General features: G+C 73.0%; 25 protein-coding genes. 7 read left to right on the top strand and 18 right to left on the bottom strand.

Annotated elements, in window-relative coordinates; all coding sequences use genetic code 11:
- Nucleotides 1–241: 241 nt before the first annotated feature.
- The 3 genes from GTY47_RS25105 to GTY47_RS25095 are packed head-to-tail and all read right to left on the bottom strand — an operon-like array spanning nucleotide 242 to nucleotide 3146.
- Nucleotides 242–1282 carry a YafY family protein gene (locus GTY47_RS25105; RefSeq protein WP_010046101.1) on the bottom strand — a complete coding sequence of 347 codons (1041 nt, stop codon included), beginning with the start codon at nucleotides 1280–1282 and terminating at the stop codon, nucleotides 242–244.
- A 39-nt stretch (nucleotides 1283–1321) separates the two neighbouring features.
- Nucleotides 1322–2608 carry an ABC transporter substrate-binding protein gene (locus GTY47_RS25100; protein WP_029181610.1) on the bottom strand — a complete coding sequence of 429 codons (1287 nt, stop codon included), beginning with the start codon at nucleotides 2606–2608 and terminating at the stop codon, nucleotides 1322–1324.
- Nucleotides 2583–3146, bottom strand: coding sequence for a hypothetical protein (locus GTY47_RS25095; RefSeq protein ID WP_010046097.1), 564 nt, complete (start codon nucleotides 3144–3146; stop codon nucleotides 2583–2585). The genes GTY47_RS25100 and GTY47_RS25095 overlap by 26 nt, the downstream gene beginning before the upstream one ends.
- Nucleotides 3147–3289: 143 nt before the next feature.
- Between GTY47_RS25095 and GTY47_RS25090 the strand changes: the two genes are divergently transcribed.
- From GTY47_RS25090 to GTY47_RS25080, 3 genes are read left to right on the top strand one after another with little or no spacing between them, the layout of a single operon-like run.
- Nucleotides 3290–3766: a hypothetical protein gene (locus tag GTY47_RS25090; RefSeq protein ID WP_029181609.1), complete on the top strand. Its 477-nt coding sequence runs from the start codon at nucleotides 3290–3292 to the stop codon at nucleotides 3764–3766.
- 9 nt (nucleotides 3767–3775) lie between these two features.
- Nucleotides 3776–6493 carry an ATP-binding cassette domain-containing protein gene (locus tag GTY47_RS25085; protein ID WP_010046092.1) on the top strand — a complete coding sequence of 906 codons (2718 nt, stop codon included), beginning with the start codon at nucleotides 3776–3778 and terminating at the stop codon, nucleotides 6491–6493.
- Entirely contained in the window at nucleotides 6493–7134 is a 642-nt protein-coding gene (locus GTY47_RS25080; RefSeq protein WP_010046087.1) for an ATP-binding cassette domain-containing protein, read from the top strand. The genes GTY47_RS25085 and GTY47_RS25080 overlap by 1 nt, the downstream gene beginning before the upstream one ends.
- 69 nt (nucleotides 7135–7203) lie before the next feature.
- Here the strand turns inward: GTY47_RS25080 and GTY47_RS25075 are convergent, their stop codons facing one another.
- Complete coding sequence (locus tag GTY47_RS25075; RefSeq protein ID WP_010046083.1) at nucleotides 7204–7848, bottom strand: transglycosylase family protein; 645 nt, start codon at nucleotides 7846–7848, stop codon at nucleotides 7204–7206.
- Between the two features lie 545 nt (nucleotides 7849–8393).
- Here GTY47_RS25075 and GTY47_RS25070 point away from each other — a divergent pair.
- Both GTY47_RS25070 and GTY47_RS25065 read left to right on the top strand, forming a co-directional pair.
- Nucleotides 8394–9176 (top strand): hypothetical protein, encoded by a 783-nt coding sequence (locus GTY47_RS25070; RefSeq protein ID WP_010046080.1) that lies wholly within the window; start codon nucleotides 8394–8396, stop codon nucleotides 9174–9176.
- 85 nt (nucleotides 9177–9261) lie between these two features.
- Nucleotides 9262–9651: a hypothetical protein gene (locus GTY47_RS25065; protein ID WP_010046078.1), complete on the top strand. Its 390-nt coding sequence runs from the start codon at nucleotides 9262–9264 to the stop codon at nucleotides 9649–9651.
- Nucleotides 9652–9712: 61 nt separating this feature from the next.
- On the opposite strand, the gene der is transcribed toward GTY47_RS25065, so the two are convergent.
- From der to aroH, 5 genes are all read right to left on the bottom strand, one after another.
- Nucleotides 9713–11206, bottom strand: coding sequence for a ribosome biogenesis GTPase Der (der, locus tag GTY47_RS25060; protein WP_010046076.1), 1494 nt, complete (start codon nucleotides 11204–11206; stop codon nucleotides 9713–9715).
- A gap of 80 nt (nucleotides 11207–11286) precedes the next feature.
- Nucleotides 11287–11937, bottom strand: coding sequence for a lysophospholipid acyltransferase family protein (locus GTY47_RS25055; protein ID WP_010046070.1), 651 nt, complete (start codon nucleotides 11935–11937; stop codon nucleotides 11287–11289).
- Nucleotides 11934–12614, bottom strand: a complete 681-nt coding sequence (gene cmk / locus GTY47_RS25050; RefSeq protein ID WP_029181608.1) for a (d)CMP kinase — start codon at nucleotides 12612–12614, stop codon at nucleotides 11934–11936. Before cmk ends, GTY47_RS25055 begins: the two co-directional genes overlap by 4 nt.
- A gap of 117 nt (nucleotides 12615–12731) precedes the next feature.
- Nucleotides 12732–13817 (bottom strand): prephenate dehydrogenase, encoded by a 1086-nt coding sequence (locus tag GTY47_RS25045; protein ID WP_010046068.1) that lies wholly within the window; start codon nucleotides 13815–13817, stop codon nucleotides 12732–12734.
- Complete coding sequence (aroH, locus tag GTY47_RS25040) at nucleotides 13814–14176, bottom strand: chorismate mutase (protein WP_010046066.1); 363 nt, start codon at nucleotides 14174–14176, stop codon at nucleotides 13814–13816. Before aroH ends, GTY47_RS25045 begins: the two co-directional genes overlap by 4 nt.
- Nucleotides 14177–14353: 177 nt before the next feature.
- Here aroH and GTY47_RS25035 point away from each other — a divergent pair, with 177 nt between their 5' ends.
- Both GTY47_RS25035 and GTY47_RS25030 read left to right on the top strand, forming a co-directional pair.
- Nucleotides 14354–14794: a Rieske (2Fe-2S) protein gene (locus GTY47_RS25035; RefSeq protein WP_010046063.1), complete on the top strand. Its 441-nt coding sequence runs from the start codon at nucleotides 14354–14356 to the stop codon at nucleotides 14792–14794.
- Between the two features lie 22 nt (nucleotides 14795–14816).
- Nucleotides 14817–15509, top strand: a complete 693-nt coding sequence (locus GTY47_RS25030) for a nucleotidyltransferase domain-containing protein (protein ID WP_010046059.1) — start codon at nucleotides 14817–14819, stop codon at nucleotides 15507–15509.
- On the opposite strand, the gene GTY47_RS25025 is transcribed toward GTY47_RS25030, so the two are convergent.
- From GTY47_RS25025 to GTY47_RS24985, 9 genes are all read right to left on the bottom strand, one after another.
- Nucleotides 15510–16529 carry an ADP-ribosylglycohydrolase family protein gene (locus GTY47_RS25025; RefSeq protein ID WP_010046056.1) on the bottom strand — a complete coding sequence of 340 codons (1020 nt, stop codon included), beginning with the start codon at nucleotides 16527–16529 and terminating at the stop codon, nucleotides 15510–15512.
- Nucleotides 16530–16601: 72 nt separating this feature from the next.
- The gene (locus tag GTY47_RS25020) at nucleotides 16602–17663 is read right to left on the bottom strand and encodes a pseudouridine synthase (RefSeq protein WP_010046054.1); all 1062 of its coding nucleotides are present in this window, start codon (nucleotides 17661–17663) and stop codon (nucleotides 16602–16604) included.
- Nucleotides 17663–18349, bottom strand: coding sequence for an SMC-Scp complex subunit ScpB (gene scpB, locus GTY47_RS25015; protein ID WP_010046052.1), 687 nt, complete (start codon nucleotides 18347–18349; stop codon nucleotides 17663–17665). Before scpB ends, GTY47_RS25020 begins: the two co-directional genes overlap by 1 nt.
- Nucleotides 18346–19428, bottom strand: coding sequence for a segregation/condensation protein A (locus GTY47_RS25010; protein WP_324604467.1), 1083 nt, complete (start codon nucleotides 19426–19428; stop codon nucleotides 18346–18348). The genes scpB and GTY47_RS25010 overlap by 4 nt, the downstream gene beginning before the upstream one ends.
- A 264-nt stretch (nucleotides 19429–19692) precedes the next feature.
- Entirely contained in the window at nucleotides 19693–20280 is a 588-nt protein-coding gene (locus GTY47_RS25005; protein WP_040904086.1) for a hypothetical protein, read from the bottom strand.
- On the bottom strand, nucleotides 20265–21392 hold the full coding sequence (locus GTY47_RS25000) for a ParA family protein (protein ID WP_078602950.1): 1128 nt from the start codon (nucleotides 21390–21392) through the stop codon (nucleotides 20265–20267). Before GTY47_RS25000 ends, GTY47_RS25005 begins: the two co-directional genes overlap by 16 nt.
- Before the next feature lie 425 nt (nucleotides 21393–21817).
- On the bottom strand, nucleotides 21818–22942 hold the full coding sequence (gene ald / locus GTY47_RS24995; protein ID WP_029181606.1) for an alanine dehydrogenase: 1125 nt from the start codon (nucleotides 22940–22942) through the stop codon (nucleotides 21818–21820).
- Nucleotides 22943–23078: 136 nt separating this feature from the next.
- Nucleotides 23079–25163, bottom strand: a complete 2085-nt coding sequence (locus GTY47_RS24990) for a tetratricopeptide repeat protein (protein ID WP_010046038.1) — start codon at nucleotides 25161–25163, stop codon at nucleotides 23079–23081.
- Nucleotides 25164–25344: 181 nt separating this feature from the next.
- A complete protein-coding gene (locus GTY47_RS24985; RefSeq protein WP_010046035.1) occupies nucleotides 25345–25971 on the bottom strand; it encodes an NUDIX hydrolase in 627 nt (208 codons plus the stop codon).
- Nucleotides 25972–26081: the final 110 nt, after the last annotated feature.

The raw sequence follows: 26081 nt of genomic DNA, 5'->3' as shown, positions 1-26081 counted from the left end.
CACTGGCTGGGCGCCGAGGGCATGCCCCGCCGGTACGCCGACTACCTCGCCGCCGACGGGTTCACGGCGCTCAACACCGTCTCGACGATCGGCGCTTTCCTGCTCGGCATGTCGACGCTGCCGTTCCTCTACAACGTGTGGAAGACCGCCAAGTACGGCGAGAAGGTCGAGGTCGACGACCCTTGGGGCTACGGCCGTTCCCTGGAGTGGGCGACATCGTGCCCGCCGCCCCGGCACAACTTCACGGTGCTGCCCCGGATCCGGTCCGAGTCGCCGGCGTTCGACCTGCACCATCCGCAGTACGCGGCGGTGACTGCGCAGCCCGAGCCAGAGCGCCATCAAGCCGGTCGCGAGCCCTCCTGATCGCCTCGATCAGCCCGTCGGGTTCGAGCACCTCGAACTCGAAGCCCAGCATCATCACGTGGATCACCATCACGTCGATGCTCCCCGCGCCGCAGCGCAGCAGGCAGCTGTCCGGGCCCTCCGCCTCCAGCACCCCGGCGCTGGGCGAGATGTGCGCGGCGGCCTCCTCCAGGGGCGCCAGGAGCCGCACGACGGCGTGGGTGGCGTACACGCGCGTGGAGACGCCCTGGGAGACGTAGGCGGCGAGGTCCTCGGCGGGCGCCTCACGCGGCTCGAAGCGCGGGCCGTGCGGTGGCCTGGGCGTGATGCGGTCGACGCGGAAGGTGCGCCAGTCCTCCCGGTCGAGGTCCCAGGCGACCAGGTACCAGCGGCGCTCGGTGCACACCAGGCGGTGCGGTTCGACACTGCGGCGGCTCTGGGTGCCGTCGTGGCCCCGGTACTCGAAGCGCAGGCGCTCGGCGTCCCGGCACAGGTGGGCGAGCTCGGTCAGCACGGCCGGGTCGACGGCGTCGGGCACGGGCCCGCGCAGCATCGGCACGGTGAAGGCGTTGAGGGCGCCCACCCGGCGGCGCAGCCGGTTCGGCAGCACCTGTTCCAGTTTGGCCAGAGCCCGCACGGAGGTCTCGCCGATGCCCTCGATGCCCTGCCCGGCGGCCGTGCGCAGCCCGATCGCCACGGCGACGGCCTCGTCGTCGTCCAGGAGCAGCGGCGGCAGCTCGGCGCCCGCGCCCAGTTGGTAGCCGCCGCCCGTGCCGGGGCTGGCGTTGACCGGGTAGCCGAGTTCCCGCAGCCGGTCCACGTCCCGGCGCAGGGTGCGGGCGCTGACGCCGAGGCGCTGCGCAAGGTCGGGGCCGGACCACTCGCGGTGGGCCTGGAGCAGGGACAGCAGGCGCAGCAGGCGTGCCGAGGTCTCCAACATGGGGGCGAGTCTGCCAGCCCTTGCGGACAGTGGCTGTCCTCAAGGCTCGTACGCCAGCTGCGGGACGTCGAAGCAGGTGCGGTTCATGTTCCCCTGGCCGACCCAGCCCCTGCCGTCCTGCCAGCGGGCCACCGACAGACAGGTCCGGCTGGTCCTCGGCGGCTCGGCGAGCCGCTCGAACCCGACGGGGAGGAGCAGTCCGCCCGCGGTGTATCCCTCGCTGCGGTTCATGTAGGCGTCGACGCACGCGCGCGTGATGCCCGTCCTCGCGCAGGACCGCGCGGCGTCCGTGAACCAGCGGGCGGCCGCCCAGCCCTCCAACTGCCACTGCGAGTGCGTCTTCAGGTTCTTCGTCGCCTCGCGGAACTCCCGTACGGCCGGGTGGCCGGTGTCGTCGTAGTTGCGGCTGGACCCGGTCGCCCAGAGGGCGTTGCGGCAGCGCGGGGCGTCCTTGTAGGCGTCGGCGACGGTGGACGTCCAGTTCTGCACGTTGGTCACCTTGGCGGTGACGTGGGCGCCGACCTCGTCCATGGCCTGGCACAGCCGGGCGTTGCCGTGGCTGTCGATGGCGTCGAAGACGAGGTCGGCGCCCTGTTCCTTCAGGTCGGCCGCGACGGCGCGGAAGTTGGGCAGGGCGAAGTCGACCTGCTCGGTGACGACCTGGTAGCCCTCGGCGCGCAGGCCCCGTTCGACGAGCCGGGCGTAGGCGGCGGACGCGGACTGGTTGTAGGAGACGACGGCGGCGGTCCGGGCGCCGTGCTCGCGCTTGAAGTAGCGGTAGACCTCGGTGCCGCCGTACAGCTTGCCGTCCCAGCCGGTGGTGCCGTTGCGCGGCGCGTGGCTGCCGTAGATGCCGTAGAGGTGCGGGTAGGTGTCGTAGGCGCTGCCGATGGGCTGGCCGCCGATGTCGGGCACGCGCGCGCGGGAGACGCGGGAGGCGCCCGCGTAGTCCAGGGCGGTGGTGGCGACCAGGGCGACCACCTTGTCCTCCTCGACCAGCCGGTGCACGCACTCGTTGTTGCCGACGCCGCTGCCGCCGTCGTCGCACAGGCGTACCTCCACGTGGCGGCCGTCGATGCCGCCGCGCGCGTCGAGCCGGTCGAACCATGCCCGGGCGCCGTCGCGCGGGCCGGTGAAGGCGCTGCCGCCGACCGGGCTGGTGGCGCTGGTGATGATGCCGACCCGCAGGGGCGCGGAGTCGCGGGGCGCGGAGCCGCGGTCGTCGTGCTCGAAGTCGCTCTCCGGGAGCCGGCTGCCGCAGGCCGCGCTCAGGGCGAGCAGCAGCACCGCGGCGAGGGCCTCAACAGCCCGGGACCGGCGACGCATTGCCGCTCAGCTGGACCAGCGCGCACAGCGTCTTGACGGACAGCTTCCAGGTGCCGTCCTGCTCGACGGCCGTCCCGGAGGCGTCCGGCAGGGCGGTGGCGCCCTTCAGGGTGAGCGTGTACGTCACGTCCGCCTCGGTCGCCGAGGTGAACTCGATCTTGGTGACCTTCGCCTGGACCTGTCCGCCGCGCTCGTCACCGCTGAAGGCCCGCAGGACGGGGCCCATCCGGTTGCCGTTCTCCAGGACGGCCTGCTTGTCCTCGGTCGAGGTCTTCGGGTCGAAGAACTTCTGCCAGTTCTGCCTGATCTCCGTCTCGGCCGCGGCCCGGTCCGCCGGCGCGCTGGCCGGTGCGCTCGTGGTCCGCTCCGCGGTCGGTGTGGGCGGCGTGCTCCGGCTGCCGCCGCCGTTGTCGTCGCTGCATGCCGCGAGAGCCGGGGCGAGGGTGAGGATCAGGGCGGCCGCGATCGCCGTGCCCCGTCCTGCGGCTCGTGGGCCCCGTGTCGCGTTCCCCCGCCTGAGGTCGCTGCCGAGAACCATCTGGCTCACCACCGGGTGTCGGTCCGGGCCATGTGCGCCCGGTGCTTTCAGGGTCAGCTTCCAAGGGGCATAGTGCAAGCGAGCGGCGGACTTGAACAGGCGGCCAGGCGCGTGCCCGGACAACCGACGTGTGGGAGCCAGCGATGCGGACAAGCCGACTGCGGACCGTGCATCCCGTCCTCTGGGCCGGCTGGGCGGCGCTGGCCGCCGGCGCGGTGCTGTGCGTCGTCGGCTGGTACGGCGTCTCCGGGGAGCGCTTCGCCGAGCGGCAGCTGCCCTACCTCGCCTCCTGCACGATCCCCGGCGCGGCACTGATCGTCTCCGGTGCGGTGCTGCTGGCCCACGGCCGGGGCTCGATCGCCGCCGCGCGCGTGGAGGAGCTGTACGGCCTGCTGGTGGCGGCCGAGCCGGCGGACGCGGACGTGACCGGGCAGGCCGCGCTCGCGCCCCTCGCGGTCAGCGGCGAGCTGCTGATGGTGCCGGGCGGCACGCTGTGGCACCGCGCGGACTGCCCGCTGGTGGCGGGGAAGGAGGAGGCGGTTCCGGTGGACTCCGAGCTGGTGGCGAGCGGCGAGCTGGGCCCGTGCCCGATCTGCGAGCCCGCCGACGAGACCGACTGAGCCCGGACGATGTCCTCACTGACGTACGACCTCACTCTGGCCGGGCTGTCGGTCGGCAGCGCGGCGGCGCTGACCGGGATCGGCCTGATCGTGACGTACCGCGCGACCGGGGTGCTGAACTTCGCGCACGGCGCGATCGCGATGGTGTGCGCCTACGCGCTGCGGCAGTGCGTGGTCGAGTGGGGCTGGCCGCTGTGGCTCGGGGCCGCGGTGGCGCTGCTGGTGCTGGCGCCGGGGCTGGGTGTCGTACTGGAACGGTTCGTCTTCCGGCCCCTGGCGGTTCTCGGCGGTGACCCGGCGCAGACGCTGGTGGCGTCCATCGGCGTGTTCGTGCTGCTGGTGGGCGGGGCGGCGCTGTTGTGGGGACAGGGGGCGCGGGACGACGCGCCGGAGCTGGTGCCGGACGAGCCGTGGAGGCAACTGGCGGTGGTGCTGGTGCTGGCCGCGGGGGTCACGGCGGTCGTCCGCTGGACGCGGTTCGGGCGGGAGCTGCGGGCCGTGGTCGACGACCGGCGGCTCGCCGTGCTGGGCGGCATCGACGCGGACCGGGTCGCGGCGGCGGGCTGGGCGTTCGGCTCCTTCACGGCGGGCCTGACCGGCGTACTGCTGGCGCCGTACGTGCGGCTCGACCCGTACGGGCTGTCGCTGCTCGTGATGGAGGTCGTGGCGGTCGCGGTGGCCGCGCGGATGCGGAGTCTGCCGGTCGCGGTGGTGGTGGCGCTGGGCGTCGGGGTGGCGCAGAGCCAGCTCACGCGGCTGCACCCGTCCGGGTGGGGCGCGCCGCTGCTCCAGACGGCCGCCACGAACCTGTTCGTCGTCGCTCTGCTGGTCGCGGCCCTGGTCCTGCCGGGCGTGGGCACCCGTGACGCGCTGCCGCGCACGGCCACCGCCCGGGTTCCGACACCGCCGGGCGCGTGGATCGTGGCGGCCGTGCTGTTCCTGCTGCCGCTGGGCCTCGCCGGCCGGGATCTGCACACGTCGATCCAGGTGCCGGCGCTGGCCGTCGTCCTGCTGTCCCTGGTGGTGGTCACCGGCCGCGGCGGCCAGATCTCCCTGGGGCAGGCGGCGTACGCGGGTCTGGGCGCGCTGTTCACCGCGCTGCTGGCGGCGGGCCGCTTCCCTGGCCTGCCGGCCGTGCCGGAGCTGGCGGCCCTCGCGGTGGCGATCGTCCTGGTGGCACCGCTCGGCCTGCTCACGGGCTGGCCGGCGATCGGCCGCCGGGGCCTGGCGCTGGCGCTGGCGACGTTCGCCGTCGGCGTGGGCGTGAGCCGCTTCGTCTTCACCCAGCCGTACGCCACCTCGGGCCTGTCGCCGGGCCGCCCGGCGGGTTTCGAGGGGGACCGCGCGTACTACGTCCTGGAGTTGCTCCTGCTGGCGCTCGCGCTGCTCGTGGCACACGCGCTGCGCCGGGGCCGGACGGGCCGGGCCCTCGCGGCCATGCGGGACCACGAGGCGGGGGCGCAGGCGGCGGGCGTCCGGGTGCCGTCCCTGAAGCTGCTCGCCTTCGTCGCGGGCGCCGCGCTCGCCGCGCTGGGCGGCGGCATGCTCGGCATGGGCCTGCGCGCCTTCGACCCCACCGCCTACGACCCCGTGCGCGGTCTGCTGTGGTTCGCGGCGGTCGTGGTGCTGGGCGCCGACAGCACCCTCGGCGCGCTCGGCGCCGCGGCCCTCCTGGTCGGCCTGGACGCGGGCACGCGCGGCGGCGTGGCGGCGGCCCTGATCGGCGTCCTGGCGGTCCTCGTGGGACGCTTCCCCGGCGGCCCGTACGAGGCCCTGCGCACAGCGGCGGAACGCCTGCGCCTGCGCCGCGCACCGGCCCTCACACCGGCGGGAGCCCGGGCACGCGGGCTGCTGCGCCCGGCGGAGCGACGGGCGGCCCGGACGGCGCCGGTGCCCGCGGGCGCGACGGCGGCAGGACCGACACGGGCGACAACGACAGGGGCGACGGCGACAGGGGCGACAGCGCGTGCGGCACACCACCGGAGCAGCCGGCCACCGGCCTCCCCGGGCTCAGCCACACCGTCGGCCCCCGCCTCCCCCCTCCTCACGGCCCGCCGCCTCCACGCCCGCTACGGCGGCTTCACCGCCCTCGACGAGGTCGACCTGGACGTCTCCCCCGGGCGGATCACCGCGGTCGTGGGCCCCAACGGGGCGGGAAAGAGCACCCTGTTCCACTGTCTGGCCGGGACGCTGTGGCCCGCACGTGGCACGGTACGGCTGGGCGGGCGGGACATCACCGCCCTGCCCGCGCACGCCCGCACCCGGCTCGGCGTCGCGCGGACCTTCCAGCAACTGGCCGTCTTCCCCTCGCTGACCGTGGCCGAGAACGTCCGGGTGGGCGCCGAACAGGGCCGGGTGACCGATCCGGGCGCCGTGGAGCGGACCCTCAGGCTGCTCGGACTCGACGGGCCGGTGCGGGCGCTGCCCGCCGCCGGTCTCCCCACGGGGACGCTGCGCCGCGTCGAACTGGCCCGGGCCCTCGCGGGCGCCCCGCGCGTCCTGCTGCTCGACGAGCCCGCCGCCGGCCTCGACACTAGCGAAGTGGCCACCCTCGCCCGGGTCCTGAAGGCCCTGGCCGCCGACGGCACGGCCCTGCTCGTCGTCGAGCACGACCTGGACCTGGTGGCCGGCCTCGCCGACGTCGTGCACGTGATGACGGCGGGCCGGATCGTCGCCTCCGGCCCGCCCGGGCGGGTCCTGGACGCCCTGGGAACGGCGGCCGGGTGATGACCACCCTCGCCCTGCGCCACGCGCGCGTGCGCTACGGCCCCCTGGAGGCCCTGCACGGTGTCACCCTCGCCGCCCCGGGCCCGGGCCTGACCGTGCTGCTGGGCCGCAACGGCTCCGGCCGCAGCACCGCCCTGCACGCCCTGGCCGGAACGGTGCCCCTGTCGGGCGGCGCCGTGGTGTGGGACGGCGCCGACGTGACCCGCGTCCCCGCGTACGAGCGGGCCCGGCGCGGGCTGTGCCTCGTCCCGGAGCGACGGGCCGTGTTCGGCTCGCTCACCGTGCGCGAGAACCTCGGGCTCGCCGCCCCGGACCACGGCCCGGCCCTCGACGCCTACCCGCAGCTGCGGCCCCTGCTGGAGCGGCGGGCCGGCACCCTCTCCGGCGGGGAACAGCGCATGCTCGCCCTGTCCCGGGCGCTGCTGGCCCGCGCGCGCGTGGTGCTCGTCGACGAGCCCGCCCAGGGCATGTCGCCCTCGGTCGCGGCCCGCACGTACGAGCTGCTGAGCGCGCTCGACGCGTGCGTGGTGGTCGCCGAGCAGCGCCTGCCGCCCGCCCTGCGGGAGCGGCCCGCGATCGTCTACGAACTGCGGCGCGGGACGGTCGTGTTCGCCGGAGAGTCGGGCGAGCTCCCCCGCTGACCCGGCATGCGAAGACCCCGTCCGGTCGGCTGACCGGACGGGGCCCGTGTCCCGGCGAGGGGGAGCGGCTCAGAGTGCGAGGCGCAGGCCGGGCACGATCATGTCGGGGTCACCGCCGATGGCGGCCTGGTTGGCGGCGTAGAGGTGCTGCCAGGTGGTCCCGTGCCGGGCGGCGACGCCGCTCAGTGTGTCGCCCTCGCGGACGGTGTAGTCGCCGCGGGAGGAGCCGCGGTCGGGGTGTGCCGTGGAACGCGCCGGCGTCTTCGAAGGCTTCGCCGGAGCGGGCTCGGCGGCGCTGACCGGGTCGCCCGCCGCGGAAGCCGCGGGTGCGCTGCCGCCCGCCCCGGCGCGTGCCGAGCAGGTCGGCCAGGCGCCCCATCCCTGGGCCCGCTGGACCTTGGTGGCGACGGCGATCTGCTGGGACTTGCTCGCCTGGTCGGCGGTGGGCGCGTAGGCCGTGCCGCCGTAGGCGCGCCAGGTCGAAGCGGCGAACTGGAGTCCGCCGTAGTAGCCGTTGCCGGTGTTGATGTGCCAGTTGCCGCCGCTCTCGCACTGGGCGATGCGGTCCCACACTCCGCTGTCAGCCGCCGCGGCGTTTCCGGTCGCGGCCAGCAGCCCGAGGGGCGCGAGCAGTGCCGCCCCGGCGAGGACCGCCGTCGTACGAACCTGGTTCTTCCGAGCGTTGTCGCGCGTGGTATCGGCACATTCGGACATGTAGTTCCCTCTCGAAGCACTCGGGGTCCCCCGAGGCGGAACGCCACGCCCCGCGCCATGGGGCGCGTGGGTCGCGCTCGCCCCGTCCGCCGGTGTGGTGCTGTGCGTGGTTCCGGAGAATCACGCGGCCGGCGGACGTACCCGAGCGGTGCTCGCTGCACACGGCCGAGGAATCTAAGGAGGTTGACGGGCCGTCATCAACCGGTTGCCCGTCATGCCAGGCCAGTTCCCCGATACCTCGGGTAACGGCTATTTCCGGACACCCACTTCATTCCTGGATTTCCGGATATGTCGACCAACGCGCCCGACGGTCTGTGACCCACTTCACCGCCTCAACCCCCCTGAGAAACGGGCGACTTGACGGTGAGTACGCGATTCCGCGCCGAGCGTGACCCTGCGCGCTGGTTGGTTCGATTCCGTTCGCTCTGGGGCGTGACTCCCGCCACAGATCGCCCGTTGTCTTCTTCATGAGCCGGGACCCACCCGGACCACGGGCCGGGAGCCACCCGGTCCTGTCACGCACCGCATCCCCGAGGGAGCCACCCGTGCCGCGCATGCTCGACGTCAGCGACGAGGTACGCGCCGAGATCGGCGACGAAGAAGCAGACCGCCTGCTCGCCGGAGAGACCGCCCCGGGCAGTTACGACTGCACGTCCTGCCGCACTCCGGGCGACTCCGAGCAGGAGCGCACCAGCACCGTCCTGTTCATCGGGGACGAGACCGCCGTCCTCGCCTTCGCCCACGCAGGCTGCCTGCCCTCGCAGGTCGTCCAGGTCACCGAGGAACAGCTGCGGGGCGCCGTGAAGTCCATCACCGGCGACACCGTCGACCTGGAACCCGACAAGGTGGTGCCCGAGCAGGCGGTGCTCGGCGTGACCAGCGGACTCGTGCTGATCGCCGGGGAGCTGCATCCGGCCCTGGTGGTGGAGCCGACCGCGCCCATCGCCCGGCCGGGCGCCACGGGCTCCGGCGACGACTTCCTGCCGCTGCTGATCGAGCAGGGCTTCATGCCGCTGACCGAGCTGTCGGCCGTACCGCCCGTGCTGCACGGCTGGTCCGTGCTGCTCGCCGTGGGCCAGCTGCACGCGGTGCTCCAGCCCGGCGGCAACGGCGGCCAGCCGGTGGCCTGGTGGCAGGCGCACCAGCCGCTCCAGGTCACCGAGGGCTGGCGCGCGGCCGCCAACAAGCACCAGCAGGCGCTGGTGTTCGCCGCGCCGGTCGGCTCGATCGGCCGCCAGCCGCGCGAGGACCTGCTGCGGGACGCGCTGGACAAGGCGGCGGCGACCGGAAAGCTCGTCGCCGCCGCGCTGCCGCTGGCCGGCACCTGAGCGGCGCGTCACCCGAGCGGACCGCACCCCTGCGAAAGCCGTACCCGGGCCGCATCCCTTGACCCCCGGGGTCGTTTGGACATACGTGCACGCATACGACGTTCCCCGCCGCCAGTCCTACTCGTCGATCCCCTCCGCACGGTCGGCTCAGGACTCCCAGGGCGGCCCATCGGCCACGCCGATCTACGACGCGCTCTACGCCGAGTACGTCAAGTCCTTCCGCGCACTTCCCGGCGACCGCAGCGGCGAAGAGAAATTCGGCTTCACCGCCTTCGGGAACATCCCGCACGGCACGGGCTCCTACGGCAGTTCGCACAGCAGCTCGTACAGTGCCTACAGCGCGGGTGCCCAGAGCGCCCGCCATGCCGCCGGACAGCAGACGCAGTGGCAGCGCGTCGGGACCGTCGGCTCGCACGGCCCGGGGATGCACCACGTGCCGGCCGCACTGCCGCCGGGTCGGCGCGGCGGCGTCTGAAGCGAGCACCGTACAGCGGAAGGGCGGCCCCTGCCCGGGGCCGCCCTTCCGCTGCTTGGCGCTACTTCTTCTTGCCGCGCTTCTCGCGCACCCGCACCGAGATGTGGATCGGCGTCCCCTCGAAGCCGAACTCCTCGCGCAGGCGACGCTCGATGAAGCGCCGGTAGCCCGCCTCGATGAAGCCGGAGGCGAAGAGCACGAACCGCGGCGGCTTGGTGCCCGCCTGCGTGCCGAACAGGATGCGCGGCTGCTTGCCGCCCCGGATCGGGTGCGGGTGGGCGGCGACCAGCTCGCCGAGGAACGCGTTCAGCCTGCCGGTCGGGACCCGGGTCTCCCAGCCCGCCAGGGCCGTCTCGATCGCCGGGACCAGCTTCTCCATGTGACGGCCGGTGCGCGCCGAGACGTTGACGCGCGGGGCCCACGCCACCTGGCCCAGCTCGGTCTCGATCTCCCGCTCCAGGTAGTAGCGGCGCTCCTCGTCGAGGGTGTCCCACTTGTTGAAGGCGAGGACGACCGCGCGGCCCGCCTCGACGGCCATGGTGACGATCCGCTGGTCCTGCACCGAGATGGACTCGGAGGCGTCGATGAGGATGACCGCGACCTCCGCCTTCTCGACGGCGGCGGCGGTGCGCAGCGAGGCGTAGTAGTCGGCGCCCTGCTGGAGGTGGACGCGCTTGCGGATGCCCGCCGTGTCGACGAACTTCCAGGTGACACCGCCGAGTTCGATCAGCTCGTCGACCGGGTCCCGGGTGGTGCCCGCCAGCTCGTTGACGACGACGCGCTCCTCGCCCGCCACCTTGTTCAGCAGCGAGGACTTGCCCACGTTAGGACGGCCGATGAGGGCGATGCGTCGCGGCCCGCCGATGCCACCCCCGCCGAACGTCTCACGCGGCGCCTCGGGCAGCACCTCCAGGACCTGGTCGAGCATGTCGCCGGTGCCCCGGCCGTGCAGCGCCGAGACCGGGTACGGCTCCCCCAGGCCCAACGACCACAGGTAGGCCGCGTCGGCCTCGCCGCTCGGGCCGTCCACCTTGTTGGCGCACAGCACGACCGGCTTGCCGGCCTTGCGCAGCAGCCGCACGACGGCCTCGTCGGTGTCGGTGGCGCCGACCTTGGCGTCGACGACGAAGACGACGGCGTCGGCCGCCTCGATGGCGTACTCGGCCTGGGCGGCGACGGAGGCGTCGATGCCGAGGACGTCCTGCTCCCAGCCGCCGGTGTCGACGACCTTGAAGCGGCGGCCCGCCCACTCGGCCTCGTAGGTCACACGGTCGCGGGTGACACCGGGCTTGTCCTCGACGACGGCCTCGCGGCGGCCGATGATGCGGTTCACCAGGGTCGACTTGCCGACGTTGGGGCGGCCGACCACGGCGAGGACGGGCAGCGGGCCGTGCCCGGCCGCCTCGATCGCGCCCTCGACGTCCTCGAGGTCGAAGCCCTCCTCCACGGCGAGCTCCATGAACTCCGCGTACTCGGCGTCGCCGAGCGCCCCGTGGTCGTGCTCGGGCGCGCCTTCGTAGGCGTCCGAGCCGTCGGGCTGGGTGTGGTCGTTCATGAAGTCCGTACCTCGTCGTTCATCGTGGTGGTCGGTGGAGTACCCGCTGTCTCACGGGCTGATCCACTACTCAGTGTCGCCTAGCGCCCGGTGAGGCGCCTGGCGTTTTCCAGGTGGGCGGCGAGCTGCTTCTGGATGCGCCCGGTCGCCTCGTCCAGGGCCTTGCGCGTACGGCGCCCGCTGCCGTCACCCGCCTCGAAGGGCTCCCCGAAGACGACGTCGACGCGGGACCGCAGCGGAGGCAGCCCCTTTATCAACCGTCCCCGCCGGTCGGAACTTCCCAGCACGGCGACCGGCACGACCGGGGCGCCGCTGCGCACCGCGAAGTACGCGAGCCCGGCGCGCAGCGAGGCGAAGTCGCCCTCACCCCGGGTCCCCTCCGGGAAGATGCCGAGCACGCCGCCGTTCTCCAGCACGCCGAGCGCCCGGGTGATCGCCGTGCGGTCGGTGGTGTCCCGGTCCACCTTCAGCTGGCCGATGCCGGTCAGGAAGGGGTCGAGCGGGCCGATGAACGCCTCCTTCTTGATCAGGAAGTGCGTCGGCCGGGGCGCCACGCCCATGACCATCGGGCCGTCGATGTTGTGGGAGTGGTTGACGGCGAAGATCACCGGGCCGGTCGTGGGCACCCGCCAGGCGCCGAGCACGCGCGGCTTCCACAGCCCGTACATCAGGCCGACGCCGATGCGCCGCCCGACCTCGGCGCCCCGCAGTGAAGGCAGCTGGTCGGTCACTTCCCGGCCCGCTTCTCCTCGACGAGGGTGACGACGCACTCGATGACCTGGGCCAGCGTGAGCTCGGTGGTGTCCACCTCGACCGCGTCGTCCGCCTTGGCGAGCGGCGAGGTCTTGCGGCTGGAGTCGGCCGCGTCCCGCTTGATCAGGGCCTCGCGGGTGGAGTGCACGTCGGCGCCCTTCAGCTCACCGCTGCGCCGGGCGGCACGCGCCTCGGGGGAGGCGGTGAGGAAGATCTTGAGGTCGGCGTCCGGCAGCACGGTCGTGCCGATGTCCCGGCCCTCGACCACGACGCCGTTCGCCGCGGAGGCGGCGATGGAGCGCTGGAGCTCGGTGATCCGGGCGCGCACCTCGGGCACCGCGCTGACCGCGCTGACCTTGGAGGAGACCTCCTGGGTACGGATCGGGCCGGACACGTCCACGCCGTCGACCGTGATGGTCGGGCCCGCCGGGTCGGTGCCGGAGACGATCTCGGGCTTGCCCGCCGCGGCGGCGATCGCGGCGGGGTCGTCGATGTCGATGCCGTTGTTGACCATCCACCAGGTGATCGCCCGGTACTGGGCGCCGGTGTCCAGGTAGCTCAGGCCGAGCTGTGCCGCCACGGCCTTCGACGTGCTCGACTTGCCCGTGCCGGCGGGGCCGTCGATGGCGACAATCACTGGCGTGGCGCTTTCCACTGTGGGAGACCTTCCTGAACCGGGCTGGCGGGGGTGAGGGCGCGACTGCCCCGCACAAGGTTACTGGGTGCGGGTCACTCGTCCGGCCGCGCGTCGGTCAGCCGCGTCCAGCATGCACTACTGCCGGATCGCCCAGCCCCGCTCCCGCAGCGCGGCGCTCAGCACGGGCGCCGCCTTCGGCTCCACCATCAGCTGCACCAGACCTGCCTGCTGCCCGGTCGCGTGCTCGATGCGCACGTCCTCGATGTTGACGCCGGCCCTGCCCGCGTCCGCGAAGATCCGGGCCAGCTGCCCCGGCTGGTCGTCGATGAGCACGGCCACGGTCTCGTAGACCCGCGGAGCGGACCCGTGCTTTCCGGGAACGCGGACCTGCCCGGCGTTGCCGCGGCGCAGGACGTCCTCGATGCCGGTGGTGCCGTCACGGCGCTTGTCCTCGTCGGAGGACTGCAGGGCGCGCAGGGCCCGCACGGTCTCCTCCAGGTCGGCGGCGACGTCCGTGAGCAGGTCGGCGACCGGCCCGGGGTTCGCGGAGAGGATGTCGATCCACATCCGGGGGTCGGAGGCGGCGATCCGCGTCACGTCCCGGATGCCCTGCCCGCACAGCCGTACGGCGGCCTCCTCGGCGTGCTCCAGGCGCGCGGCGACCAGGCTGGAGACCAGGTGCGGCATGTGGGAGACCAGGGCGACGGCACGGTCGTGGGCGTCGGCGTCCATCACCACCGGCACGGCACGGCAGTGCGAGACCAGTTCCAGCGCGAGGTTCAGCACCTCGGTGTCGGTGTCCCGGGTCGGGGTGAGCACCCAGGGGCGGCCCTCGAAGAGGTCGCCGGTGGCGGCCAGCGGGCCGGACTTCTCCCGGCCCGACATGGGGTGCGTGCCCAGGTAGGCCGTCAGGTCGAGGCCCCGTGCCTCCAGTTCGCGGCGTGGCCCGCCCTTGACGCTGGCGACGTCGAGGTAGCCGCGTGCCGCACCGCGGCGCATGGCGTCGGCGAGCACATCGGCCACGTGCGCGGGCGGGGCGGCGACGATCGCCAGGTCGACGGGCCCGTCCGGCGCCTCGTCCGTGCCGGCGCCGAGCGCGGCCGCCGTACGGGCCTGCTCCGGGTCCGGGTCGGCGAGGTGCACGGTGACACCCCGCTGGGACAGGGCGAGGGCGGCGGACGTACCGATGAGCCCGGTACCGATGACGAGTGCGGTTCTCACTGGGCGATGTCCTTGCGCAGGGCGGCCGCGGCGCCGAGATAGACGTGGGCGATGTCGGCGCGGGGCCGGTCCGACTCGATGTGCGCGAGGACCCGGACGACGCGCGGCATGGCGCCCTCGATGTCCAGTTCCTGGGCGCAGATCAGCGGGACGTCGACGATGCCGAGCTTGCGGGCGGCGGCCGCCGGGAAATCGCTGTGCAGGTCGGGCGTGGCCGTGAACCAGATGCTGATCAGGTCCTCGGCGGTGAGGCCGTTGCGCTCCAGGATGGCCGTGAGCAGGGCTCCGACCTGCTCGTCCATGTGCCCGGCTTCGTCCCGTTCGAGTTGGACGGCGCCCCGGACCGCTCGTACCGCCACGGCGATGCTCCTTGCTGACGTGCGTGTCGCTCTCCGTGTCAAGCCTAGTCAGCCCGCCCTTCCGGGGTGTGCGGCGCCCATCCGATGAGACACCGGGATTACCGCTCCTTGGGTATTTTCGATGCCAAGATGCAGAGAATTCCGATTTACCCCTCTTCAGCACCTTCGGAGTGACATATGACCTACGAGACCACGCGCCGCACGGTTCTCCTGGCGACGGGCGCGACGGGCGCGGTGGCGCTCGTCGCGGCCTGCGGCGGGGGCGGTGACGACAACGGCCCCGCGTCGACGAGCTCACCGACCGGGCAGGAGGCGACCAGCGCCCCGGCCGGTGAGGAGCTGACCACCACCGACCAGATCCCGGTCGGCGGCGGCAAGATCTTCAAGGGGCAGCAGGTCGTGGTGACGCAGCCGGAGCAGGGCCGGTTCAAAGCCTTCTCGGCGATCTGCACCCACCAGGGCTGCACGGTGGCGTCCGTCTCCGACGGCACCATCAACTGCCCGTGTCACGGCAGCAAGTACCACGTCGCCGACGGCTCGGTGGCCCACGGACCGGCGACGCGTCCGCTGCCCGCCGAGCAGATCACCGTGGAGGGAAACTCGGTTCGCCTGACGTGAGGGGCCGCGTACGCTCCCGGGCATGCAGCCCGAGACGCTGGTACGCGACCACACGATCTACGCCTGTGTGATGGGTTCGCGCGCCTTCGGGCTGGCGACGGACGGCAGCGACACCGACCGCCGTGGCGTGTTCCTGGCTCCCACGCCTCTGTTCTGGCGCTTCGACAAGCCGCCGACACATGTCGAGGGCCCGGCCGAGGAGCAGTTCAGCTGGGAGCTGGAGCGCTTCTGCGAGCTGGCCATGCGCGCCAACCCCAACATCCTGGAGTGCCTGCACTCCCCGCTCGTGGAGTACGCCGACGACACCGGCCGCGAGCTGCTCGCCCTGCGGGGGGCGTTCCTGTCCAGGCAGGTCCACGCCACGTTCACCCGCTACGCGCACGGCCAGCGCAGCAAACTGGAAGCCCACGTCCGCAACCACGGCACCCCCCGCTGGAAGCACGCCATGCACCTGCTGCGCCTGCTGATCAGCGCCCGCGACCTGCTGGACACGGGCACGCTCACGATCGACGTCGGCGACCGGCGGGAGTCCCTGCTCGCGGTGAAGCGCGGCGAGGTGCCCTGGTCCGCGGTCGAGACGTGGATGACCCGCCTGGAGCGGGAGGCCGAGGAAGCCGCCCACCGCAGCCCGCTCCCGGCCGCACCGGACCGGCGGCGCGTGGAGGACTTCCTCACCCGCGCCCGCCGCGCCTCGGCCCTCGGACCGAGTGCCTGATCAGGCGTCCCAGAGCGCCCCGAGGGTCAGCAGGTCGCTCCGGTACTCGATGCGGTCGGCCCACTCGCCCGGCCAGGCGTCCGCGCCCAGGTACGCGCCGGCGAAGGCGCCGGCCAGGCAGGCGATGGAGTCCGAGTCACCTGAGGTGCAGGCGGCGCGGCGCAGGGCCGTGAGCGGCTCGTCGGTGAAGAGCAGGAAGCACAGCAGCCCGGTCGCCAGGGCCTCCTCGGCGATCCAGCCCTCACCGGTGGCCAGGCACGGGTCGGCCTCGGGCGAGACGGTGCCCACGGCGTGCTGGAGCCGGTCGAGGATCGCCAGGCACTCGTCCCAGCCGCGCGCGATGAACTGCTCGGGGCTCGGGTCCTGGGCCCGGCGCCACAGGTCGCCGAGCCAGCGCTCGTGGTAGAGGCTGCGGTTCTCCAGCGCGTACGAGCGGAGCAGACCGATCAGCCCGGCCGGCTCGGCGCCCTGCGCGAGCAGCCGTACGGCGTGCGCGGTGAGGTCGGACGCGGCGAGCGCGGTGGGGTGCCCGTGGGTGAGGGCGGACTGCAACTGGGCGGCGCCCGCGCGCTGTTCGTCACTCAGGCCGGGGGCCAGCCCCAGGGGCGCGACGCGCATGTTGGCGCCGCAGCCCTTGGAGTGGATCTGACTGGCGTCCTGCCAGGGGCGGTCCGCGTGCTCCAGCAGGGCGCAGGCCCGCAGGCACGTGTTGCCGGGAGCGCGGTTGTTCTCCGGAGAGCGGTTCCAGGCGATGAACTCGCGCCGCACGGCGTCGGCCGTCCCCTCGGGCTCCAGTACGCCCCGGTCCATCGCCGTCCGGATGCCCCGTCCGAGCGCCAGCGTCATCTGCGTGTCGTCGGTGACGAGCGCCGGCGTCGGCAGGTCCAGCCGCCGCCACGGACCGAACCTGGCTTCGATCCGCGGGACGTCGCTGAACTCGGTGGGATACCCGAGCGCGTCCCCCAGGGCGAGGCCGGTGAGCGCTCCCGTGGCAGCTTGCTTGTAGACGAGCGTGGTCATGTCAGAAGTCCTTCCGTCCCCGCGCCCGGAAGGACACGGGGAACTCACGGCACTCAGGGTGTCCGGGTCAGCCTAGAGATCGACTTCCTGCATCAGCATGCCGACCTCCGTGTTGGACAGCCGCCGCAGCCAGCCGGACTTCTGGTCGCCGAGGGTGATCGGGCCGAAGGCGGTGCGGACCAGCTTGTCGACCGGGAAACCGGCCTCCGCGAGCATCCGGCGCACGATGTGCTTGCGGCCCTCGTGGAGGGTGACCTCGACGAGGTAGTTCTTGCCCGTCTGCTGGACGACCCGGAAGTGGTCCGCGCGCGCGTAGCCGTCCTCCAGCTGGATGCCGTCCTTGAGCTGCTTGCCCAGGTCGCGCGGGATCGGGCCCACGATGTGCGCGAGGTAGGTCTTCTTCACGCCGTACTTGGGGTGGGTCAGCCGGTGGGCCAGCTCGCCGTGGTTGGTGAGCAGGATGACACCCTCGGTCTCGGTGTCGAGCCTCCCGACGTGGAAGAGCCGGGTCTCGCGGTTGGTGACGTAGTCACCTAGGCACTGCCGGCCCTCCGGGTCCTCCATGGTGGAGACGACCCCGGCGGGCTTGTTCAGCGCGAAGAACTGGTAGGCCTGGGTGGCGACGGTCAGGCCGTCGACCTTGATCTCGTCCTTCTCCGGGTCGACCCGCCGCCCCTGCTCCAGCACGATCTCGCCGTTGACCTCGACCCGGGCCTCCTCGATCAGCTCCTCGCAGGCGCGCCGGGAGCCGAAGCCCGCGCGGGCGAGGACCTTCTGGATCCGCTCGCCCTCCTGCTCGGCGCCCGGGAAGGTCTTGGGCAGCTTGACGTCCTTCTTCCCGGCGTACCGGTCGCGGTTGCGCTCCTCGATCTGCGCCTCGTACTCGCGGGGGCGCGCGGGGGCCGTACGCCCCCGCTGCTGGGGCTGCTTGGGCCCGCCCTTGGCGCCGCCGCGCGCCGCACCGCCGCGCCCGGACTTGGGTCCGTCCTTCGTCGCCCCGGGGCCCACGTCGTAGCGGCGCTCCTCGGGGCGGGGCTTGCGGGGGCGGCCCTGCCCCTGCTTCTGGTCCCTGTTGTTGCCGGCGCCGCGGTGGTTACCGCGTCCGCCGCTCTTGCCGCTGCCGCTGCTTCGCATCAAAGTTCCGTCTGGTCGTCTTCGTCGTCGGTACCCGGGGTGACCGGGCGGCCCGGCACGTCGTCATCAGGCGCGTCCGGGTCGAACGACGGTACGCCTTCCTGGGTCTCGGCCTCGATCGCCTCCGCCTCCGGGAGGAAGGGCGCGAGTTCCGGGAGCTCGTCCAGGCCGCGCAGGCCCATCCGCTCCAGAAAGTAGTTCGTCGTCGTGTACAGGATCGCACCTGTTTCGGGTTCCGTGCCCGCCTCCTCGATCAGACCGCGCTGGAGAAGGGTGCGCATGACGCCGTCGCAGTTGACTCCGCGTACGGCGGAGACCCGGCTGCGGCTGACCGGCTGCCGGTAGGCGACGACGGCCAGGGTCTCCAGGGCGGCCTGGGTGAGGCGGGCCTGCTGGCCGTCCAGCACGAAGCGCTCGACGGCGGGCGCGTACGCGGCGCGGGTGTAGAACCGCCAGCCGCCCGCCACGAACCGCAGTTCGAAACCGCGGCCCTGGACGGTGTACTCGTCGGCCAGCTCGCGCAGCGCGTCCGCGATCTGGCGCTTCGGCCGCTCCAGCATCTTCGCGAGGTGCTCCTCGGTCGCCGGCTCGTCCACGACCATCAGGACGGCCTCCAGAGCGGGCTTGAGAGCGAGGTCGGCGACGGCACGCAGCCCGGCCGGGACCTCGGTGGCTTCGGGGCTCACGCCTTCTTCTCCTCCTTCGGCGGCTCGGGCGGCCGGTCGAACTCGTCGGTGACGGTCGGTGTCCCGTCCCCGTGCCCGCCGGTCCACCGCACGAGCAGCTCACCGAGCGCGGCCTCCTGCTCCAGCGCGACGGCCTTCTCGCGGTACAGCTCCAGCAGCGCGAGGAACCGGGCCACGACGGTCAGTGTGTCGTCGGTGTCCGCGACGAGCTCCCGGAAGCTGGCCTCGCCGAGCTCCCTGAGCCGTGCGACGACGATCCCGGCCTGCTCCTGCACACTGACCAGCGGGGCGTGGATGTGGTCGACGTACACCTGCGGCTTGGGTCTGGGCTGCATCGCCTTCACGGCGAGCCTCGCGAACCCCTCCGCGCCGATGCTGATGACCACCTCGGGCAGCAGCTCGGCGTGGTGGGGTTCGAGCCCGACGGTACGCGGATAGCGCCGGGCCTCGTCATCGAGCCGCCCGCTGAAGATGTCGGCGATCTGCTTGTACGCGCGGTACTGGAGCAGCCGGGCGAACAGCAGGTCCCGGGCTTCGAGCAGGGCGAGGTCGGCCTCGTCCTCCACCTCGGCGGCGGGCAGCAGCCGCGCCGCCTTCAGATCGAGCAGCGTTGCCGCGACGACGAGGAACTCGGTCGTCTCGTCCAGATCCCAGTCCGGCCCCATCGCCCGGATGTACGCCATGAACTCATCGGTCACCTTCGACAGCGCGACCTCGGTGACGTCCAGCTTGTGCCGGGAGATCAGCTGGAGCAGCAGGTCGAAGGGCCCTTCGAAGTTGGCGAGCCGGACCTTGAAGACCCCGTCGCCGGCCGCCTCGGCGTCACCGGCAGCGGGCCGGGCCTCAGGGGCAGGCCCCGAAGGATCCGGAGAGCCGGCCGGGGAAGCCGCGGACGCCTCCTCGACAGGAGGCCTGCCGGAGTCGGCCACGCCCACCGGCCCGGTCGCGTCCGCGGGCAACGACCCGGGGCCGGCCGAACCGGCCCCACCCGCAGGCCGCACCTCGGACTCGGCCGTCGCCACCGGCCCGGCCGCCCGCACAGACTCGGGCGGGAGTCTCGTCCCGACGGGCTCAGCCACCAAAACCGCCGGATCCGTAGGCGCGGGAACTGCGCCCACCCCTGCCGGAAGCGCAGCCCCCGTCTCGATCGCCGGCTGCTCGACCTGCGGAGCCGTCCGCCCCGCATCCCCAGGAGACCCGCCCTGCTCGGCAGCCTCTTCGGAAGGCCCGGGCGGCTCAACCGGCGGAGCCACCGGTCCCCGCCCCAGCGCGCGCCGACGGCCGGACGGGCCGCCGGGGGGTGGTGGGGACGCGTTCGAGGTCATGGCCCCCGCAGGCTACCGCTACCGTCCGCGGAGCCGTCGTACGAGGATGCTGGCGTCCCCGCGGGTCTCCAGGTCGGCGAGGACCACGGCGACCGCCTCGCGGACGATGCGGCCGCGGTCGACGGCCAAGCCGTGCTCGCCGCGGAGCACGAGACGGGCGTGCTCCAGGTCCATGAGCTCCTCGGCCGACACGTACACCGTGATCTTCTCGTCGTGCCGCTCACGGCCGCTGGGGCGGCGTGCGGCGGCCCGCCCGCGCTTGCGTGGTGCCGCCGCGGCGGCACCGGCCGCACCCGCGGCAGAACCTTCCTGCGCCGCCTGCCGGCGGGCGGAGCCGGAGCGGCTGCGGGACTCCCCGGCCTCGGCCGGCTCCGCGTCCGCCGCGACATGCTCCGCGCCCTCGCCGTCACCACCCTGCGCGGGCACCGACTGCGGCACGTCCTCCGCGGCCGTGGCCGCTGCGGCCACCGCGTCGCCCTCCCCCGCCGGAGCTGGCACCCGGGCGTCGCCGTTGGCCTGACGCCTGGGCTGGGACGACTGAAGCGCCATCCCCCCTGTCGTACGGAAGAGTTCGTCGGCCCCCGGCAGACTCACTCGGCGTGACACCGGGCGAGCACCTCCCTGGCGAGCTGGCGGTAGGCGGCGGCACCGACGGAGTTGGAGGCGTAGGTGGTGATCGGCTCACCGGCGACCGTGGTCTCCGGGAAGCGGACCGTGCGCCCGATGACCGTGTGGTAGACGTGATCGTCGAACGCCTCGACTACACGCGCGAGCACCTCACGGCTGTGCACCGTGCGCGAGTCGTACATCGTGGCGAGGATCCCGTCGAGCTCCAGCTCGGGGTTGAGCCGCTCCTGGACCTTCTCGATGGTCTCGGTCAGCAGCGCCACACCACGCAGCGCGAAGAACTCGCACTCCAGCGGCACTATCACCTTGTGCGCGGCCGTCAGGGCGTTGACCGTGAGCAGGCCGAGCGAGGGCTGGCAGTCGATGACGATGAAGTCGTAGTCGTCCAGCAGCGGCTTCAGGGCGCGTTGCAGGGTCGACTCGCGGGCGACCTCGGAGACGAGTTGGACCTCGGCCGCCGACAGGTCGATGTTGCTGGGCAGCAGGTCCATGTTGGGGACCGCCGTCTTCAGCAGCACCTCGTCGGCCGCCATCCCCCGCTCCATGAGCAGGTTGTAGACGGTGAGGTCGAGTTCCATCGGATTGACGCCGAGTCCGACCGACAGCGCGCCCTGCGGGTCGAAGTCCACGAGCAGGACCCGGCGTCCGTACTCCGCGAGCGCGGCCCCCAGGTTGATGGTCGACGTCGTCTTGCCGACGCCGCCCTTCTGGTTGCACATCGCGATGATCTTCGCGGGTCCGTGGTCGGTCAGCGGGCCCGGGATCGGGAAGTACGGCAGCGGACGCCCCGTCGGGCCGATGCGCTCCCGGCGCTGTCTGGCCGCGTCGGGCGCGAGAGTGGCCGCGTACTCGGGGTCGGGCTCGTACTCCGCGTCGGGGTCGTAGAAGTGCCCCTCGGGCAGTTCGTCGTAGTCGGCGAAGTGGTTGTGGGGCGCGCCACTTCCGTCGCCGGCCATGGCGTTCACGTGATGGCCATCCATCTTCTGGTGTGCTGTGTGAGTCGCCTGCTGACTCTGGTGGGCTGCGAAGGTGCGCACAGCGACGGAGCCGACAGCAGCGAACCCCGCGGGACCCTGGCCCCGTGCAGGCATTCCTGGTTGACCACCCCCGGGAGTAAATGTCGACTCATTCACAAGTCGTCTTACCTCCTTGGTGACCAGGAAACTTCTAGACAGGTCAGCGTGGCACCATGCCGACGGTTGGCGACTCTATGGCGTGTCGGGCGTCCGCAGCAACACAATCCGCCGGACCCGGCCCGATGTGTCGGCAATGAAACATCCCGCTGTCAAGGGCGTACGGCCGTCGCACGGCAGGTTTCACCGGTGTGCGAATCGGTTGAAGGGTTACGTTCGAGGCGAGTTGCCCGAGAATCGCGAAGTGACCATACACACATCCGGCCGGACCTTGTCGGGCAAGGTCCGGCCGGGTGCGCGGCGTTGACGACCTGTGTTGACGTATCGCCTTTGCGGGTTGGTGACTTAGCCGACTTACCGGCCCCCGAGGGCCGGTGGGCGGCTCAGCCGAGCAGCGAGGACAGCTCCACGTGCTCCACGCCGTGCGCCTCGGCGACCTCCCGGTAAACGACCTTGCCGTCATGGGTGTTGAGGCCCTTGGCCAGCGCCGGGTCACGGCGCAGCGCGTCCGCCCAGCCGTGGTCGGCGAGCTCCACGATGTAGGGCAGCGTGGCGTTGGTGAGCGCGTAGGTGGAGGTGTTGGGCACCGCGCCGGGCATGTTGGCGACGCAGTAGAAGACCGAGTTGTGGACCTGGAAGGTCGGCTCGGCGTGGGTGGTCGGACGGGAGTCCTCGAAGCAGCCGCCCTGGTCGATCGCGATGTCGACAAGGACACTTCCGGGCTTCATCCGCGAGACGAGCTCGTTGGTGACCAGCTTCGGGGCCTTGGCGCCGGGGACCAGGACGGCGCCGATGACGAGGTCGGCCTCCAGGCAGGCCTTCTCCAGCTCCAGGGCGTTGGAGACGACGGTCTGGATCTTCGTGCCGAAGATCTTGTCCGCCTCGCGGAGCTTGTTGACGTCCTTGTCGAGCAGGGTCACGTGGAAGCCCAGGCCGATGGCGATCTGCGCCGCCTGCCAGCCGGAGACGCCGCCGCCGATGACGACGGCCCGGCCGGCCAGGACGCCGGGGACGCCGCCGGGCAGCACGCCGCGGCCGCCGTTGGCGCGCATCAGGTGGTAGGCACCGACCTGCGGTGCCAGCCGGCCGGCGACCTCGGACATCGGGGCGAGCAGCGGCAGCGCGCGGCCGGGCAGCTCGACCGTCTCGTAGGCGATCGCCGTGGTGCCGGACTCCAGCAGGGCGTCCGTGCACTCCTTGGAGGCGGCCAGGTGCAGGTAGGTGAAGAGCGTCTGGTCCTTGCGGAGGCGGTGGTACTCCTCGGCGATGGGCTCCTTGACCTTCAGCAGCAGGTCGGCGGCGGCCCACACCTCGTCGGCCGTGTCCAGGATCCGTGCGCCGGCGGCGACGTACTCCTCGTCCGTGATCGAGGAGCCGACACCGGCGCCGCGCTCGATGACGACCTGGTGGCCATGACGCACCAGCTCGTGCACGCCGGCGGGGGTGATGGCCACCCGGAACTCGTTGTTCTTGACCTCGCGGGGGATGCCGACCTTCACGTCGATCACGGTCCTTGGCTCAGAGGGTATGGGCGTATTACTAGACATACCCGGGCGCGCGCGGGCACACCGGGAGAGACCGCAGGAGAACGTGCGGCAGAGCCAGTCTAATGAAGGTGTTCCCGCTGTCTAGCCTTTCATTGCATCAATCTCCAGCGGATGTGCCACGGATTTCGCAGGCGTCAGGTTCCGGTTTCCGATGTGAGTCGCTGTCGGAGGCCGCCACGGGCTCCTCGTGGTCCTCCTCGTCCTCCCCGAGGAGCCGCTCGGCGGCGCCCCGGTGCAGCCCGGCCGAGGCGGGGTCGCCGAGATGCTCGAGGGTGTCGGCGACCCGCAGATGCAGCGCAGCCTGCAACCGCGTGTCCTCGGCCCGCCGCGCCCACTCCACGGCCTCCCGGCAGGTGCGCAGCGACTCCTCGGGCCGGCCCGCGTACTCCTGGACCCGTGCCAACTCGCTCAGCGCCCGCGCCTGGGCGGCCACGTCACCGTGTCTGCGGTGCCCGGCGATCGCCGCGCGCCAGTTCCGCAGGGCCTCGCCGTAGCGGCCCGCGTAGGTGTGGGCGGCGGCGATCCGCCCGTACAGCCGGGCGGCCTCGGCACGCTCGTCCCGGGCGAGCCGCTCGACCAGGGCCCGGCCGAACCAGTCGGCGGCCCGGTCGAAGTCCCCGAGCTCCAGGTGCGCACCGCCTACGGATTCCATCGCGCGGCCGGTCGCATACGGATCGTTCACCTCGCGTCCGGCGTCCAGCGCGGCCCGGTAGCGGGCCAGCGCGTCGGCCGTGCGGCCGGTCCGGGCGTCGAGGTCCCCGAGGTTGAGCAGGGCGGCGGCCCGCTCGCGGGGCAGGTTCCGCCGCTCCGCCACGTCGAGGACCAGGCTGTGGATGTCGTAGAGGTCGGGCGCCGCCGCCTGGGTGCCGACATGCGCCACCATGGTCCGCACCAGCTGGGACATCAGCCGCCTCGCCAGCGTGTCCAGCTGCCCGTCGGCGACCGCGAGCCGGGCCGAGGCCAGCAGGGCGGGCCGGGTCACGCGCAGCCACTCGGCGGCCGCCCGGGGCGTGGGAAAGCGCAGGGCACGCGGCAGGTCGAGGAGCTTCTGGCGCGCCTGGGGGCTGTCGGTCTCGGTGATCGCCCGGCAGGCCTGGAGCAGCCGTACCGTCCGCTCCAGCATGCGGGCGCGGGCCAGCTGGAGCTCACCCGGGCGCTCGTGGTGCTCGGCGAGGGTGCGGAGCCGGTCGTGCAGGCAGCCCGGCACCTGGTACTGCGGCAGCGGCGAGTCCACCACGTGCAGGAAACCGAGGGCGACGAAGTCGTCCAGGGTGGTGCGGGCGCTGCCGACCGAGCAGCCGGCGAGCGCGGAGGCGGTCTGCGGGTCGACGAGTCCGGCGGGGGCGAGGGCCAGCAGACGCAGTGTCCGGGCGGCGGTGGCCGGCAGGGCGGCGTAGGCGAGGCGGAAGACGCGGCTCAGCGCGGTCCCCTCGCTGTCTTCGGCGCGCAGTTGCTTGGCGAGGTCGGAGACGGCCGCCTTGGGGCGGGCGGCGAGCCAGCCACCGGCCAGCATCAGCGCGGCCGGCTGCCCCTGGCACTCCTCGGCGAGGCCCTCGGCGGCGCGGGGGTCGACGGTGATGCGGACCGAGCCGGTGTGCCGGGACAGCAGCTCCACCCCGGACTTGGCGTCCAGGCCGCCCAGGGTGCACGGGCGGACGTCCGAGATGCCGGTCAGCGGGCCTTCGGAGACCGCGACGACCAGGCAGTCCGGGGTGTCGGGCAGCAGGGCGCCGACCTGCTCGGCGTCGGCAGCGTCGTCCAGCAGGAGCAGGGCCCGGCGGTCGGACAGGGCGGTGCGCAGGGCGTCGGTGAGGTCGTCCTCACAGGCGCCTGCCGGCGCCTCCCGGTCCAGGGCGGCGAGCAGGTCCCGGGCGGTGCGCTCGACCGGCACCGGGGTGCCGTCCGGGTCGCTCAGGCGGGCGCGCAGTACCCCGTCCGGGTAACGGTCCGCGACCTGCCGGACGAGCTCCTCGGCGAGTGCGGTGCGCCCCGAGCCGGGCCGGCCGGCGATGAGCAGCACCCGCGCGCGTGGGGGCTTGCGGCCGGCGAGGGTGTCGAGGCCGGCACGCTCGATGTCGGCGCGCAGTTCCTTCAACTCCCGTGAGCGGCCCAGGAATCGACTCTCCCCGGCAGCGTGTCCGGTCAGCCGCACGTCGCCTCTCTCCACGACCTGATCCGTCACGGGCCACACTCCCGTCCCACCACACACAAGCCCGCCGGGACTCCGGTCCGGGCGTGAACAGAGCCTAGTTCACGCTCTGCAACGCCCCGGGCGGAGCACGACGGGCACGGCGGGCACATCCCCCGATCGGATCAGCCGATCTTCACACCGCGCAGGGCGCAGGGGTGGGATTCGGACACCTTCACGCCTCGAAGGGACGCGCCGGCCACGGCGCCTGGGCCGGGCGCAGTGCGTCCAGACCGTCGCCGGCGCGCGCGGCGACCAGGGAGAGGACGCCCACGACGAGGCAGTTGTTGTGCAGCTCCCCGGCCAGCACGCCGCGGACGAGGTCCTCGACCGGCACCCGGTCGAGCTCCATGTCGGCCTCTTCCTCCGCAACCGCGAAGCGCTCGCCCTCGGCCTCGGACAGACCACGGGCGAGGAAGATCCGGACGGCCTCGTCGCAGCCGCCGGGGGTGGTGTAGACATCGGTCAGCACCCGCCAGTCCTCGGCCTTGACGTGCGCCTCCTCGTACAGCTCGCGCTGTGCGGCGTGCAGCGGGTTCTCACCGGGGACGTCGAGCAGGCCGGCCGGGATCTCCCACAGCTTGTGGCGCACGGGGTGGCGGTACTGGCGCAGGACCAGGACGCGGTCGGCCTCGTCGAGGGCCAGGACGGCCACGGAGCCGGGGTGGACCTGGTAGTCGCGGCCGACCACGGTGCCGTCGGGCATGACCACGTCGTCGGTGCGGACGGAGGTCTTGTTGCCCACGAAGGGGGTGTCCGTCGCCCGGATCTCCCACTCCTCCGGGGTGTCCTTGATCGTCATGCCTGTCCTTCCACGTGCCCGGCACGACTCCACGTGCCGGGCCCGACGTGCCGAAGAGAAACCGGGGTGCACACCCTTTGAAGGGATGCACCCCGGCCACCGTACAACTG

Source organism: Streptomyces sp. SID5464 (assembly GCF_009862985.1).
GTDB lineage: Bacteria > Actinomycetota > Actinomycetes > Streptomycetales > Streptomycetaceae > Streptomyces > Streptomyces chartreusis_D.
Note: the sequence above shows the minus strand (reverse complement) of the source record. Positions and strands in the feature narration are given on the sequence as shown.

Excerpts from the sequence above, each read along its gene's own strand:
- GTY47_RS25080 (WP_010046087.1), top strand. The coding sequence starts at position 6,493 with ATGACCACCCTCGCCCTGCGCCACGCGCGCGTGCGCTACGGCCCCCTG.
- GTY47_RS25030 (WP_010046059.1), top strand. The coding sequence starts at position 14,817 with ATGCAGCCCGAGACGCTGGTACGCGACCACACGATCTACGCCTGTGTG.
- GTY47_RS25025 (WP_010046056.1), bottom strand. The coding sequence starts at position 16,529 with ATGACCACGCTCGTCTACAAGCAAGCTGCCACGGGAGCGCTCACCGGC.
- GTY47_RS25075 (WP_010046083.1), bottom strand. The coding sequence starts at position 7,848 with ATGTCCGAATGTGCCGATACCACGCGCGACAACGCTCGGAAGAACCAG.
- GTY47_RS25095 (WP_010046097.1), bottom strand. The coding sequence starts at position 3,146 with ATGGTTCTCGGCAGCGACCTCAGGCGGGGGAACGCGACACGGGGCCCA.
- GTY47_RS25000 (WP_078602950.1), bottom strand. The coding sequence starts at position 21,392 with ATGCCTGCACGGGGCCAGGGTCCCGCGGGGTTCGCTGCTGTCGGCTCC.
- GTY47_RS25090 (WP_029181609.1), top strand. The coding sequence starts at position 3,290 with ATGCGGACAAGCCGACTGCGGACCGTGCATCCCGTCCTCTGGGCCGGC.
- der (WP_010046076.1), bottom strand. The coding sequence starts at position 11,206 with ATGAACGACCACACCCAGCCCGACGGCTCGGACGCCTACGAAGGCGCG.
- GTY47_RS25020 (WP_010046054.1), bottom strand. The coding sequence starts at position 17,663 with ATGCGAAGCAGCGGCAGCGGCAAGAGCGGCGGACGCGGTAACCACCGC.
- GTY47_RS25105 (WP_010046101.1), bottom strand. The coding sequence starts at position 1,282 with ATGTTGGAGACCTCGGCACGCCTGCTGCGCCTGCTGTCCCTGCTCCAG.
- GTY47_RS25085 (WP_010046092.1), top strand. The coding sequence starts at position 3,776 with ATGTCCTCACTGACGTACGACCTCACTCTGGCCGGGCTGTCGGTCGGC.
- GTY47_RS25100 (WP_029181610.1), bottom strand. The coding sequence starts at position 2,608 with ATGCGTCGCCGGTCCCGGGCTGTTGAGGCCCTCGCCGCGGTGCTGCTG.
- GTY47_RS24985 (WP_010046035.1), bottom strand. The coding sequence starts at position 25,971 with ATGACGATCAAGGACACCCCGGAGGAGTGGGAGATCCGGGCGACGGAC.
- GTY47_RS25035 (WP_010046063.1), top strand. The coding sequence starts at position 14,354 with ATGACCTACGAGACCACGCGCCGCACGGTTCTCCTGGCGACGGGCGCG.